The organism is Notoacmeibacter sp. MSK16QG-6, from assembly GCF_024158145.1.
GTDB lineage: Bacteria > Pseudomonadota > Alphaproteobacteria > Rhizobiales > Rhizobiaceae > Notoacmeibacter.
Map to the genome: position 1 here is coordinate 112,322 of NZ_JAMYXM010000003.1, position 13,550 is coordinate 125,871.

Consider the following 13,550-nt stretch of genomic DNA (forward strand, 5'->3'; position numbering starts at 1 on the left):
CTAAATGCGCGTGTCCCAATGGCTCCCTATTTATGGCCGGTAAGCCAACGTTGCACGACAAAATTCCCAAAACCGACCGGTCCAATCAAGGTACCGCGAATGTATCTGCGACTTTAGTCAAATTGCCGCTAGGTCATATATAGAAATCACCGCATACGACTTTAGTGTTGAATGCAGGGACGATAGACGGGAGGATCTGCATGAGGCAGAGAGACAAACCCGCCCCGGCGCGACGAGCGGCGCTTCGGATTATGGCCGGTGGCGTTGCGACAATGGCGTTGATGACGCCGCTCTCGGCGCCCGCGCGGCCGAAGATGGATCCAAGCCGGCGCATCGCCGACGCGATGAATGAGGTCAGAGATGCTCTTCAGGAATTGCACCCGGACTGGCGTATCCACGTAGCCCAGGATCGACTGGGTCCACTCTGCGCCGTGACGGGCCAGCGGATGGACGCGCTCCGCCATGCCGTGATGATCGTGGCATCGTCCGAGCCGATGGGCCGCGAAGAGATCGGCCTCGCCGTCCATTATCCGGACCTCTCCACGAAAAAGCGTGACGACGCATAGGCGGGCAGCCCACAATGCGCCATGACCCGCCGCCCGATCAACAGCAACACCCTCTCCCAGCTTATCGAGATGGGTCACAGCGTGAATGTATGGCGCAAGTGTTGCGGCGGCTCAGATAAGCTGGACTTGCCGAAGATAATCGAAGAGCACGGCGACCAGAAAATCCATATCATCGCACGGCGACTCGTCTGCGGGGAATGCGGGTCGAAGGATGTCCACGCGACTATCGGCCTCGATCAATCGCCGGGGACGGAAGGGTACCGACCGAAATGAAACCAGCCCTCATGTAGCAGATGCCACAAACTCCAGACGGCTGAACGATGAAGGCAGTATCCAAGCCTGGCACACATAGCGCAATGTGCATACAGCGACAAACTGTTTAGATCGGCCCTCGCGTTTTATCGCAGGAACCCCTTCCCATTCTTGCCATAATTTCCTATCCCTGCCCTTGGGTCGTCGCGAAAAACGGCCTGGGGCATGATAACCCCTCGTAGAGCGGTCGACAGACCGTATAAAAACCTCCTCGTCCGCTATGGCCGGGGAGGTCGCGGCGTATGTTCAGGGCGCAAGCCTAAAGGTCGCGACGGTCGCCTCTACGCGGCTTATCAACTCCCCGGTCACCAGAGGTCAATCCCTCCGGTGGCCACTCAACGAACGGGGAGTTGGCCGTGGAAGAACGCATTACCGAACTGCAGGTCGCAGACAAGCAGGGCGACATCCTGGACAGGCTGTTGATGATCGTGCCGGAGCCGATGGCCGCGACCTTCTGCATTCTCGTGATCATCATTCTGATCGCTCTGCTGTATGATCGCCATACCTTCATCCTTCAGAAATCGCGCGATCAGATGGAATACGACGCGGCTGCCGAGGAAATGGAGAAGAAGCGGCAAGAGCGGGAACGCCAGTGGGAACAGGATATGCTCGATACGCTTGACGCGTCCGGGCTGCCTTTATTGGGTTCGAGAACTCAGCCGCAGAAACTGATTCAAGGACATAAAAAAACCGCCGACTCCAATCAGGAGACGGCGGAATAAACACTGGCTGGATCGTTTGGTTATTTCCTCATGAGCAGATCCAACCGATCCTGGATGAGTTGAAGTTGGTCGTCTCGGTGGGCGCCGGCACTATGTATCTTCTCAGCCGTATCAAGGGTCGCCATAGCGGTTTTTCTGATCGCGGCAATCTCTTTCACATGCTCATCAACCAGGTGTACCTTTGCTGAAACCAGCAGCGGGTGGTCGGGAAGATCCCGCGCATCATACGCGACAGGTGTTTTCGGCGGCGACCGGCGCATGAAGACATACGCCAGAAATGTGAGAATTGGCGTGACGAAACCCGTACCAATAGCGGTTATGACCGCCGGATTACCCAGAAGATCAATGGCCCACTGCGGCATAATCAGATTGCTTTCTGCGTATATCGATGGTGGATCGGATCACACCGGCCGCCTCAAGGACCGTCCAGAACAAATAGCCGATAGCGATCAGAGTCAGGCCTAGTTGCGCAAAGATGACGAAGTGCATCCCCTGATAGGCCATTGCGGCTACACCGGCGAACCAGCGCAATCGTGGAGATCTGCTCCACTTACCATTGATGATAGTGCCACAAATTCGACCGGCACCTATCGCAACGGCCAGAAGACCCCATAGTGCAATTTCAGAGCTGAGCGGAAAGGCCCTGTAATAGTTCGCATCCATCCCCCCCATGAATAAGATCGACAGACCGCGCAGCAAGACCCATGTTCCCATGACGATTTCGACCAGGCGCCATCCGTCACCGTAAAGATACTGCTCCCAAAGGGCATAGATCGAAGAGCCGATTGTCTGATGTCGAACCTTGACCGGCTCCGCGTCCCGCATTGCAATATTGTTAAGATCTGGCATGGCAGTCACTTTCGGCATGCCGGTGATCGACCGCACGCGCGATTGTTGGAAGCGACTTGCCCCCCGAATAGTGGGTCGGTCCTGGCAATCACCGCCGCCGTCTCAGCTTTCGGCGTCATCATTTGAAACCCTGCACCTTCAGTCGCAGGCGTGCTCCGGCAGCCCACGAGAAAGTTCAAGGCAAAGATCGCGGCTGCTAAGGTTGGATATTTCCGCATTGTCCTGCTCCATCTTCTGGATAAGATCGTGGGCGCGCTCAGCCTCTGCGGCAATTGTTTCGGCGCGCTCCGCTCGCCTGACCGCTGGATCGTCGAAGGTTGCGTCATAAATGCCAGCGAGTCCGAGCGTAATGAACGCTCCTGCTGCAAATCCCACGAAGCCAGCGACGGTGCCAGGAAGTGCTCTGAGGAAAACGAGCATTATCGAACCCCCATAATGGCGTCGTCGACACGGGCAATAGCGATCTTCTCGGCCACGACTTTCTGTTCATCGGCGATTTTAGCGGTCTGAGAGGCCACCCGGCTTTGCTTCCATTCGAAATAGAGAAAGCCGAGAACCGCGACTGCGATCAAAACGGCGATAATCCAAGGGTTCTCCTTCAGAAAATCAAACAGCGCTCCGATAATGGCGAGCGGTGTACCGCCAGCGATCAGTTTGCCAATCGTGTCGCGGAAATGTTTGCGCGCTAATTCCTTCAACGAATCGGCTTTTTCCTTCACCTCATCTGACCCGTTGATGGTCCGGCTGCCGCGCTTTCGCAATTCGTCCTCGATAACCTCGGTCGGACGCTTTGTGATTTCTGGTATCTTTGTAGGTGGAAGCGGAGTTTTTGCCGGCTCTGACTTGTTTCTCTTCAGCGCGGCGCCGATGGCAATCTTGGTCTTGTCACCAACCCATCCATCAACGAGAAGGTCGTGATCGGCCTGGAACCGTTTGACGGCCGCCTCAGTCAATGCGCCGAAGATACCGTCGGTGCGCCCAGCGTCGTAGCCCAAAACGTTGAGAGCCTTCTGTAGCGCCTTTACCGCATCGCTTCGGTCGCCCCTTTGAAGGATAATGCTGGACTCGATCTGCTTCGTCCGCGGCGGTACCTTCACGTCTGGAGACCACGGCGTATCTCGTTTTTTCTGCCAATAGGCGAAACGAGAAGCCAGTTTAAGATGATAGCCATTCGCCTCGTAGGCTGCGCCGTTATATCCTCGGGCGAAGGCTCGGAAATCATGGCGGCGTAATGCCGGAGCGAGTCCAGCATTGATGATGAATGTCACCATCGCGTTGATGTGATGCTCTTCATCCTCCAGGAAGTGACGAACCATTTGTTCGGCTGTCTCATATCCAGCCAGGCGAGCGTTGAAGCCCATGATCTGACCAAATCCCCACGACGTGGCGCGGATGGCTGCATCTGGATCGATGGAATAAGCGATTGCAAACTTTTCGTCGTTCTTCGCGTATCCTCTAGGGTTCCACTTGGGGTACGCGACACCCCTCTTAACTGCGAGATCGCGTTTTTGCCCCGGACCGAGTTCCCGGTAGAAGATGTGCGGTTCAAACAGCCGCTGGAGAGAGCCGTCCTTCCGAAAACCAGTACCGGATGTCTCGACATCCATGACGGCGTGCAACTCATCTTCACCGACACCGATGCGATGCGCGATTTTGGGCAAATCAACGTCATCGAGACGCTTCGCCGGCCCTCGGAAATCTCCAAGAGATTGAATGACCATGATCGGTCCCCAGTGCTTGTTTTAGAAAGAGTGGAAAGTTCTAGATACTAGGCTGATCGCCATGTGGGTATTGTATCTTCCCTGTCAGACCTCTCATGCTGCAGCCTCGCCGCCATACTCGCGATCTTGTTCAGATGTTCGGCGGTCAGTTGTATGGGGCATTGCTCCGCTGGCGCGCCGAATAGGCACGTTGATTGACCATGATGGCCTCCTACGATTTCAGTGATACAGTATGAAAATCAAACCGTTGCGCTGGTGGCATCGACCCATGCGTCAGGGAGCGATCAGGAAAGCCCCGAAGAACCAGATATTACTTGAAGCGTCGGCGACATTTGCGGCGTCAACCTTACAACGACCGAGGCGCTCGGCTTTGAATTTTCCGCCGCCGGTCAGTGACGTCGCCGCCATCGAGTTGCGGCTATACTGCACATTGGCCGGCGCACTGGCGCCGGAGTAAAGCGCTCCGGTCGAAACGTCGTAAAACTGGACGGTTATGCTCGTCTTTCCCGAGTTGGTCACAGCCGCATGATAACGTGGGTTGGTCGATGTGACAGAAGCGCCGTAGGATGAAGCGCACGTTGGATGCGTGATCGTCATTGTACTCACGCCGTCCCAGGAAACCGTTTGAGGCCCGACATTATCCGAGAGGACGGACGCGCCGTTGGTCTTGCCTGCGATAGGCTGTCGGGCGCCAATGACAAAACCGCCTTTCGTGCGGCTTATCGTTTTCCAGTCGTCTATACCCGTGTCTTCGCCGTATTTTTCAATCGCAACAACCGATCCTGACGCATCATTATGCGTCTCGGTCGGATGGGTGACTGTCCATGTGCCTGCCGCCGCATCGTTGACAGCATCCCAATCGCCGCCCTTGGTCCCGAAATAACTGTGGGAGACAGCCCCCGTGCCGGACGTTCTGATCCAGAAGGGATGATAGAGAGACAGCAATGCGCTGCTTTTACCAACGGAAGCGCCGAATGTTAATTCGGTGTTGCCATAGCCTTCGTCCGGCGTGAAAACGAGAGACAGAACTTTCTCGGCGGTGAAGGCGTAATTAAGTTTAATATCTCCGTCTACTTCCTCCACTGGCGTATCTGGATCGAGACCAATCGGCGTGTGGTTCGCATTATCGAGGACGTACCAGCCAGAATTTTGCGAGTCTTGCCGAAAAATACCGGCAACGAACCGGACCTTCCCCTCCGCGTCGCCTACAAATCCGCCGCTGACATATTTGACTTTGACGCCTCCAGCACTTTGAATGTCAAATTCGGTCGCTGCGGGTGCGACGACCTCGAACATAAATCCGCCATCCAAGAAAACGAACGGCGCTCCGGCAGAGACTTCCGTTGCTCCACCCCCACCAGAATAACTAAATAATGAATTATTATCCGACAGAAAGGTCGAGACATTAGCCAGACGCAACAGACCAGTAACGGCGAGAGCCGTAGCTGCATATCCTTCCGACTTTAGAGAATGGTGCTTGGCGGAAAAGTCACTAACACCATCCCCGCCAGCGGCTACACTCACCGGATCGTCTTCGTCGTTATTGGCCCATTCTTCGGCGGCGTCTTTCGCCGCATTGCCCAGCGCGACAACATCAGGCTGCTCAATCCAGCCCCCCGGCTGGCTGTCGTCTCTAATGCTAAAGAGAAACGGTGATTGATCGGTTGCCAGATAGACGAAGCCTTCGGCTTGGTCATCATAGTTTGAGCGATCGGCCAGGGTGCCAGTTACGTTTGGGATGATGCCGAAATTGCCCGCCGTCAAGGAGATTTCCGGAAGATCAGCCCCGTCAAGAACGGCCTTCAAATTTTCGAGCGAAACTCTTGCGGTGGCATCCCTTCCTCCCACGGAGAGATTAACCAAGACGCTTGAGACAACAGCATTGCCGAGCGCGGCCGGGACATTCCCGGTTGCGACACCAGAATTGATAGCCATGGCTACCCCTCGATCTTAGACGATGGTGATTGTTACCGGACCCGCTGCATCGGACGGGTCGGTCGTGTTTGAGATGTCAACGGCCCAATACTGCCAGTCTCCCGTACCGGGGCTGTCGGTATAGGTCCGGATAGAGTTGCCGTTTGCCGCGATGTCGGAACCGACTTGCACAGCATCATTGAATGTATCGCCGTCCGCCGCACGATAGATGCGAATCCCGGTAATCCTCGTATCATTACCTGCCGTGACAGTAACGGCGACATCACCGGAGCCTTCATCGGAAAGGCTGATGCCGATGGGCTCGGCAAGCGGCGTGACAGTCAGGTCGGCGACCGTGGCTGTATTGATGGCGGTATATGCTCCTGCCGTTCCCGCCGACGTTATTCCACGCGCGCGATGCTCAACATCGTCAGCCACACTGAATCCATCTACAACCACCGAGCCGGACGCCACGAAGGTCGTTTCGGTGTTCCATGGCGTCGTGCCGGCCAAACGCCAATCGAGTTCGAATGTTGAGGCGCGATAAAGAGATGTTGGGTCGTCTCGAATGACGAAGGTCAGTTCGCCATCCGCCGATGTGCTGACATCGATAATTTCGGGTACGCCCGGTGCGCCGAGCGGCGCGCTGACCTCATCGCCGACGATTCCAGACCATGGCGGCGGCGTTTCTAGATCCGTCTGAATGTCGATTTCAGGCGCGAACGGCACAACGGCATAGGTCGCCGTGTCGTCTTCGCCCGGCTCGACTTCGACCACATAGCCTTCTACTGTTTCTTCGCCGACCTTGCCGAACAGAATGGTTTCGCCCGCAATCGGCATGTCGTCACCTGCCATGCTCAGAATAGCGACTTCGCCGATACTGCCCGTGACATCGGTAGTGACCGAGGTTCCATCCTCTAGAAAAAACCGGATTTGATAGCTCTCACCATCTTCGATCAGAACCGGGTCGGTGAGATAAAGCGTGTTGCCGCTGATGCCCGCTGCCCGGCTGTAGTAATGCGTGATGTTCAGCGTTTCATGGGATATTCTAACAATGTCCCCGCGCTGAGATTGGCGGAGTGCAACATCTGTTTCGAAGCGATAGAACTCATCTCGGAAAATGACCTCGTACATGGCCCGGCGCGCTTCGATCCAGACTTCATCCGGGTCTGTCTTTCCTGACAACGGGCGGTCTTCAATCAGATCGAGACTGGCATTCTCCTTCCCCGGCCACGGTATGACACGGGTGGACAATTGATAATTGTTTGCTGCGTCCAGAAACTCGACCCGGTATCCATCCGGGTAGCGCGGCCAAATCTTCTCCGCCTGAAAATTACGAACGTTCAGCGGTGAAAAGTGATCGGCCACGAGATTGGACGGACGGTCGATAATCACGGACCATCTGTCGCCGTCATATTGCGGTGCGGCGCGGCCAGCGGAACACACCGATGCCATGCGCTCTAGCTGGGATGCCTCATCCTCGAATGTCGTGTCGTGCTTCAGGCCTTTGGTTGCGCAAAAATCGTGAAAATCGACTAGAGCAGCGTCATCTACGAAGCCCTCCGATACCGGATAGACACCTTCGCCGCCCGTGAGAACATGGCGATAATGGCTGGCGGGGTTGCTCGTCTCACCTTCCGTCCATGCCGCGCCATCCCAATCCGGCAAAAGACGGGAAGCGACGAGGTTGAAGGCGTCCAGTGTCCCTTGAAGCTGATGCGTCCCCTTGATGCGAATAGCGATAAGCGTCAGTGGCAAATCGGTGTTGATGGGATATTCGGGACGATGCGACTGAAGCGACACGAAGGTGATCGTGTCCGGGTCTTCAGGGTTGCCGTCTTCCCTGTTCGTGCGTGTGACCTGGACTTCGTAGCGCCCCCGTACCGGCACATCGATAGTGACGGATCGATAGAATGGATCGATGGACTTCTCGCGCGTTGAGACGCTCCGACCCAACGTCCAAGCCGTCTCGCCTTCAATCCGATATTCGACCTTCCAGCTAACCGTCTTGTGGCTGCTGTCTCCTTCGTCATCGACATTGCGCAGCCCACTCGGAAACGCGACAATGACGGTAAAGGACGTGATATTGCCCGCCGTGGTGCGCTTGACCGGCGTCGGAACGGCATTGTCCTCGATATTGCCAGCACCATTCGGGTTCCGGTATAGCAACTCAACGCCGTAGCGATTTTCAATGGTGCTGTCCGTTATCAGCGTCAGATTGCTATCGCCGGGCTGAATGACTTCGTATTCAACATCGTTGAAATCGTCTAAATCGGTATCGCCGATCTTCATTTCCGTCAGGACGTGCGAACCAAGGCCTACGATGAAGGCGGCGCGGATGTACTGAATGTTGCCAGCGATTTCAGTGTAGGGCTCTACGACATAATCCGGGAAAACCCTGATCTTGCCGAGAATGGAGCGGATCGGTTCGTTCCGGCGGGTCTGATTTTGCAGCCCTTCGATCCGATAGATTTCCTTGCGTTCTTTCTGCTTTTCCTGCTTCGGCGCGAATAGGAGACTGACCAGCAACGAGCCGAGGACCGAAATACCCGTCGCAAGAAGTGATGCGCCTACCGTGCCGAGGGCTGTTGCGCCGAGAGAGCCGCCAGCGACTGCCGAGGCGACCGACACGGCAGCGCCAATAAGAGAGGCTGGCTCGCCGGGCGTGACGGTGATGCGAACTTCGACGCCGGGCCTTGTTTTGGTCTTTCGCCACACATCTCGCGAAAGAACGGTCGATCCGCCCTGCGAGGCCAGCGATATGGACAGCCGGTCCTTTGTATCATCGAAATGGCCCGGAATTGCCTGTCGGATCATGCCTTCTATGGTTTGGCCCGCTGGCACCATGACCGAGCGCGCGCCCTCCGGCCCGAACGGATGCGCAACGGTAACTTTCACCATCGGTTCGGTCATCATGACAGAGCCTCGTGACGATAGAAGCCGACAAGCCGGCGCTCCCATTTGCGGGTGCGGTAGTTTTCAAGGTGCGCCACATCGCCGCTTTGCGTGTGGAGCATCGTTCTAGGTCTCACGACGATCCCGACATGATCGGCCGGGAACGCGCCGCGCTTGAACACAGCCACATCAAATGGCTTCTCTATTTCGACGCGCCGCCAGCAATCCGCCTTGATGCCATCGGCCAGAAGTGAGGACGTTTCCGCTACGTCCAGCGAATATTCGCCGCCATGCACCGGAACGGCACACCCGCGATGCGACAAGACGAGATAGACAAGGCCGTAGCAGTCCGCCCCATCCATGCTTCGGCCCCCCGCCTTGAAGGGCAGGGATAGGTAACGTTCGTGCCACTTCATCTATCTAAAGAGCGCCGGGAAGCGGTCTTTGGTCATGCGTGGGTACGGCCACGGCAACTCGTGAAGCGCATCGCTTTCGATGGTGAGCGTCACGTCAGGTTCGAAAGTCGCAGAAACCAGTTCCATGCCGAGAAACTCAGCTTCCAACACGTCCGGCGAACCGGCCAGAACGACGGCAAGAGATACTGAAGCACGACCCTCAACGGCGCGGAGCGCAGCTTTCGATGCGGCGTCCGCCCCCGTGAACGTGATCGCCGATTGCGGTGGGGCGTCGTCCTTGTCTTCAGGTAGCTTGACGCCCAGCCCAGCAAAAAGGAATGGCGATCCGTCATCCGTCTTCCATGTCGAATAGGTCGCATAGCGAGGCGGGTCGTCGGTTATCCGTGTTGTCGGATCGGATGACAGGCGGATCGGCGCATCAAGGTCGTCATGGTCGATATAAATGAGAAAGACAGGCAATTCGGTCGTGATCGGTGCGTCAAGCATCTGCCGATAGTTGAGCGATACCGTTCTCATGGCATTCTCAGAATACGCATGGAGACCTGCCAATCGACGCCCCTTGGAGCGTAGGATGGCAACCCGCCTTCGTCGAACATCGCGATCATGTAAGCCGACAACAGAATGGTATTCCCATCACCGTCTGTGATGACCTGGCCGTTATTTGTGAGCATCGGAATCTCATGGCGCGACCAGTCCGGCATAATGAAGAAATCATTGCCCTCGTCCAGTTCATCATTGACAAATCGCTCGATCCGCGCGCGTTGATTGTTCGTCACATCAAGGATTAGGGCGATCGTATCGACAACGCGGGAACGGCGTTTTCGCGACAGAGGTGGCCCGTCATCCGGCATGAACAGACGTCGTCCCTCGCCATTCTCTTCGCGAAAACCGTTTCGCGCGGGACGTGGCAGTTCCTCTTCGGGCCAGATTGCGAGCGCCATCAGTAACGCCCCAGAGGCGCTGAAGCGCCCATGCGTCGCAGCTGTCGATTGGATCGAGATCCGGGCTTGCTGATAGCTCTTGCGACCACGCCGTCCGCCATCTTCACATTGAGGGCGGGCTGACCGTCCGTGCCTGTAACCGCATCGACCTCGACGCCCGGGGCGCTGTTGATGACATTGACGTTGACCCCCGCGATCGAGCGATTGCCGGCGCCGCTGACCGGGCCGCCCGCCGCGTAGCCGCGGCGCGCAAGCCGCATCGCTTCTACCATGCCGACCCCGCCCGCGGCGGCGACATCGTTCTGCGACCAAACCACCTCCCCGCGATGGACGATGCCCGCCGGTTCATGTCGTCCGCCGGGGCCGGTATAGCCGCCCTTATCGTAAAGCCCCGGTCCCGAACTCGCGACGATGCTCATGCCACGCGACGATATGCCGCCACCGAATAGACCGCCGAGCAGTCCGCCGAAGCCCCCGCCTCCGCCGCCTTGACCACCGACGCCTTGGACGACCTGATCAAGCGCGGACGTGAAGCCCTGCCCGAACTTGCCGGCGACGTTCGACATGCCGGGCACAAGTTGGCCGTTCAGGGTTTTGTCGAGGCCACCTACAGCACGGCGCACCGTAAGGTCGGCCGCATTCTCCCATGTTTTCGAAACGGCATCGCCTTGGTTCCCGGAGATCATTTGCAATTGCAGCCCGGCACCGGACATTCGCGACTGACCAGTGGCAAATCCGACATGCCCTCCAGTCTGATTCGAGCCGAGGCCACGCGACTTGACCAGAACGTCGCCACGAAGTGCTGACGAGGCGTCAATGCCTTGACCCCAATTGAGGAAAGAGTTCGCGACAAGCGACCCCGTTCCATCAACGCCAACCGACTTCAGGGCGCTATTGACGAACCCGGCGCACCACGCGGTGTAGGCCGCGTCAATGTCAACGCCATTGGCGCGCATGAAGCCGTTGATTTGAGATCGTCCGGAGCCATTCTCGGAGAACCCCAGCATCCCACTGATAGCCGATACAGGATCACCGGATCGGCTGACCCCGAAATTGTCGTTGATCGCCGCTAGGCCGCCACCACCTGAGCCACGCAACCCGCCCCAAGGGTCGCCGCCGGAGAGAAGCTGATTGAATGCACCGATGCCCGATCCGCCGATATTCACCACGCCGGCATTGACCTGCATCGCAGCGGCGGTCTGGATACGCTGTTGACCCGTCAGAATACCGAGGAACCCACCCAAGCCACCGACTGTATCGAGCGTGGGATAATCCGTGCCGTAGAGCGTATTTTTTACGCCGTTGGCGGTGTATTCTTGCATCTGCTTGGTGATGTCACCTAGCAGACCCTGCAAGCCACCCTTCAGATCGCCGCCAATGATCTTGTCGATAAAGGACTCGCCGATGCCGCGGACGTCCTCCATTGCCTTGCGCTGCTCTTCCAGCGCCTTCTTCTGAGCGTCCAGTTCGGCCTTGATACGTTTTTCCGTTTCCAGTCGCAATCGGTCAGCCGCTGCTCTGGCATCATAGGCGGCGAGCGCCTGGTCGATCAGCGCGCGTTCCTCCATCGAGATGCCGAGCCCGTCCGCCTTGGCGCGATTGGTCAGTTCCACGACTTCGCGGTATCGCGCGGCGGCCTCTTCCGTCATGCCGAGCGCGACCGCTTCATGCTGATAGGCGACGGCGCGCTCCTGCAATCCGGTCAGGATCGATTGCTGTTGGCGCGCCCGCTCTTCGTCGAGCCGCACCTGCTCTTCGGCGATACGCTTGGCCTTCTCGATCGCATCCCGCTGCGCGATGGCGGCCAGCGCCGCGTCTTTTGCCAGCGCCGCGCGTCGATTATCGGTCGGATTGGCAGACGAAGCGAGCGCAGCCTGATAGGCCGCGTCGACCCGTTGCAGCTCAGTGCGGTTATCCGGCGTAAGCCCGCGGAGGTCTCCCACGGCATCCTGAAACGCTTTGCGCATGGATTGCGCCCGCGCGAGGGCCTGCATCGCGTCATCAACAGCCTCTGGCAGGGAGGCCACGCGAGCTTGGGCGTCAGCGGCGGCTTTTGCCATCTCGATAAGTTCGGCGGCCAGGCGCTGCAATTCCTTGTTGGATGGATCAAGATTGGCGATCCTTGCGACTTCCTCGACGAAGGCGCGGGCATTGCCTTTTCCCCGCTCCATCTCGGCGTTGAGCCGCAACAACGGCCCCTCGAAAGCCTTGAAACGGTCCGCGACGCCGACCTGCCCATACTGACCTTCAGTACCAATAGCGGGCGTGAGAACGCCGAAATTGAAATAGCCTGGCTTGAACTGTTCATTCAACTCGTTGCGCGCGGACAATTCGAGTTCGGCGCGAGACGATCGGATAGCGAGAAGAGAGGTCGCGCGGGAGGAATACCCTTCGACCTCCTTGGCGGCAATGCCATAGGCATCCGCTACGCGCCTCAGCGTCGCGGCATGTTCGTCCATGGCGTCATTGAGCGGCTTGATCTCGTCTTCCGTGCGCGTGGTGAAATAGAGCCCGGCGCCAGCTGCGGCCGTCAGCCCGGCGATCACCAGATTGGTCGGCGTCAGAAGCGCCATCATTGATGTGCCGATTGCCTGCAGAGAGCCTCGAACGCCCTTCGGCCCGGAAGCCAGCGCATCATAGACCTGCGCGCCCTGTGTCGCGAGGATCTGGAAAGGCGAAGCGCCGAGCGCCAGCATCGTCCCGATATCCTGCACCTGCCGGCCCAGATTGAGCATCTGGCCATTGGTCAACCGCAACTGCTCATTCGCCGCGGCGATCCCCTTTGGCGCCAGCGCCCGCTGCATCGCCAGCGCACGCATTTCCATTCGCTGCTGCGCTCGCGACGCGTTAACCACCAGATCGGTCTGGAGCCCCTTCTGGATGTCCGCATAGCGCTTGGCCGAGACGATCCCCTGTTCCTGCGCCCGGTCCAGCGTCGCCATCGACCGTTCATATTTCTGCAGAGCCCGCGTCACGCCGTCCGCCTGCGCCTCGACCCTCTTTAGCGCGTTCGCCGCCGAGAGCTGGCGCCGCGACGACCGCTCCGATGTGGTCGCCACCTTTTCCTGCGCGCCGGTCACCCGCTCCAGTTCGTGGCGCACCTCCTCCAGGCCAAACGCCTGGCCGCGAACGGTCAGCGTCCGGATTTGCTCAAGACTTGTCGACAACTCGGTTGACTCCCCAGCCAAAAGTAGGTGCTATCAAAATAAAGAGG

12 protein-coding genes are annotated in these 13,550 nt (G+C 57.9%); 2 read left to right on the top strand and 10 right to left on the bottom strand.

From position 1 onward, the window contains the following. The first annotated feature begins 200 nt into the window (after positions 1-200). Together NIM86_RS11505 and NIM86_RS11510 are read left to right on the top strand one after the other, a co-directional pair. The gene (locus NIM86_RS11505) at positions 201-566 is read left to right on the top strand and encodes a hypothetical protein (RefSeq protein ID WP_253382244.1); all 366 of its coding nucleotides are present in this window, start codon (positions 201-203) and stop codon (positions 564-566) included. A gap of 668 nt (positions 567-1,234) precedes the next feature. After that, a complete protein-coding gene (locus tag NIM86_RS11510) occupies positions 1,235-1,600 on the top strand; it encodes a hypothetical protein (RefSeq protein WP_253382246.1) in 366 nt (121 codons plus the stop codon). Between the two features lie 20 nt (positions 1,601-1,620). Here the strand turns inward: NIM86_RS11510 and NIM86_RS11515 are convergent, their stop codons facing one another. From NIM86_RS11515 to NIM86_RS11560, 10 genes are all read right to left on the bottom strand, one after another. Continuing rightward, positions 1,621-1,962 carry a hypothetical protein gene (locus NIM86_RS11515; protein ID WP_253382248.1) on the bottom strand — a complete coding sequence of 114 codons (342 nt, stop codon included), beginning with the start codon at positions 1,960-1,962 and terminating at the stop codon, positions 1,621-1,623. Beyond that, positions 1,943-2,449, bottom strand: coding sequence for a hypothetical protein (locus NIM86_RS11520; RefSeq protein ID WP_253382250.1), 507 nt, complete (start codon positions 2,447-2,449; stop codon positions 1,943-1,945). The genes NIM86_RS11515 and NIM86_RS11520 overlap by 20 nt, the downstream gene beginning before the upstream one ends. Before the next feature lie 138 nt (positions 2,450-2,587). After that, positions 2,588-2,869, bottom strand: coding sequence for a hypothetical protein (locus NIM86_RS11525; protein WP_253382252.1), 282 nt, complete (start codon positions 2,867-2,869; stop codon positions 2,588-2,590). Next, positions 2,869-4,170 carry an N-acetylmuramidase domain-containing protein gene (locus tag NIM86_RS11530; RefSeq protein WP_253382255.1) on the bottom strand — a complete coding sequence of 434 codons (1,302 nt, stop codon included), beginning with the start codon at positions 4,168-4,170 and terminating at the stop codon, positions 2,869-2,871. Before NIM86_RS11530 ends, NIM86_RS11525 begins: the two co-directional genes overlap by 1 nt. Before the next feature lie 273 nt (positions 4,171-4,443). Further along, a complete protein-coding gene (locus NIM86_RS11535) occupies positions 4,444-6,105 on the bottom strand; it encodes a hypothetical protein (RefSeq protein WP_253382257.1) in 1,662 nt (553 codons plus the stop codon). Positions 6,106-6,120: 15 nt separating this feature from the next. Next, entirely contained in the window at positions 6,121-9,000 is a 2,880-nt protein-coding gene (locus tag NIM86_RS11540; RefSeq protein WP_253382259.1) for a hypothetical protein, read from the bottom strand. Continuing rightward, entirely contained in the window at positions 8,997-9,395 is a 399-nt protein-coding gene (locus NIM86_RS11545) for an NlpC/P60 family protein (protein WP_253382261.1), read from the bottom strand. Before NIM86_RS11545 ends, NIM86_RS11540 begins: the two co-directional genes overlap by 4 nt. Next, positions 9,396-9,911, bottom strand: a complete 516-nt coding sequence (locus NIM86_RS11550; RefSeq protein WP_253382262.1) for a hypothetical protein — start codon at positions 9,909-9,911, stop codon at positions 9,396-9,398. Beyond that, entirely contained in the window at positions 9,908-10,336 is a 429-nt protein-coding gene (locus tag NIM86_RS11555) for a hypothetical protein (RefSeq protein WP_253382264.1), read from the bottom strand. Before NIM86_RS11555 ends, NIM86_RS11550 begins: the two co-directional genes overlap by 4 nt. Then, complete coding sequence (locus NIM86_RS11560) at positions 10,336-13,503, bottom strand: phage tail length tape measure family protein (RefSeq protein WP_253382266.1); 3,168 nt, start codon at positions 13,501-13,503, stop codon at positions 10,336-10,338. The genes NIM86_RS11555 and NIM86_RS11560 overlap by 1 nt, the downstream gene beginning before the upstream one ends. Positions 13,504-13,550 lie beyond the last annotated feature (47 nt).

What these genes read in the sequence shown, in the direction of transcription:
- NIM86_RS11505 (WP_253382244.1), top strand. Translation starts at nt 201, where the DNA reads ATGAGGCAGAGAGACAAACCCGCCCCGGCGCGACGAGCGGCGCTTCGG.
- NIM86_RS11515 (WP_253382248.1), bottom strand. Translation starts at nt 1,962, where the DNA reads ATGCCGCAGTGGGCCATTGATCTTCTGGGTAATCCGGCGGTCATAACC.
- NIM86_RS11520 (WP_253382250.1), bottom strand. Translation starts at nt 2,449, where the DNA reads ATGCCAGATCTTAACAATATTGCAATGCGGGACGCGGAGCCGGTCAAG.
- NIM86_RS11525 (WP_253382252.1), bottom strand. Translation starts at nt 2,869, where the DNA reads ATGCTCGTTTTCCTCAGAGCACTTCCTGGCACCGTCGCTGGCTTCGTG.
- NIM86_RS11530 (WP_253382255.1), bottom strand. Translation starts at nt 4,170, where the DNA reads ATGGTCATTCAATCTCTTGGAGATTTCCGAGGGCCGGCGAAGCGTCTC.
- NIM86_RS11535 (WP_253382257.1), bottom strand. Translation starts at nt 6,105, where the DNA reads ATGGCTATCAATTCTGGTGTCGCAACCGGGAATGTCCCGGCCGCGCTC.
- NIM86_RS11540 (WP_253382259.1), bottom strand. Translation starts at nt 9,000, where the DNA reads ATGATGACCGAACCGATGGTGAAAGTTACCGTTGCGCATCCGTTCGGG.
- NIM86_RS11545 (WP_253382261.1), bottom strand. Translation starts at nt 9,395, where the DNA reads ATGAAGTGGCACGAACGTTACCTATCCCTGCCCTTCAAGGCGGGGGGC.
- NIM86_RS11550 (WP_253382262.1), bottom strand. Translation starts at nt 9,911, where the DNA reads ATGAGAACGGTATCGCTCAACTATCGGCAGATGCTTGACGCACCGATC.
- NIM86_RS11555 (WP_253382264.1), bottom strand. Translation starts at nt 10,336, where the DNA reads ATGGCGCTCGCAATCTGGCCCGAAGAGGAACTGCCACGTCCCGCGCGA.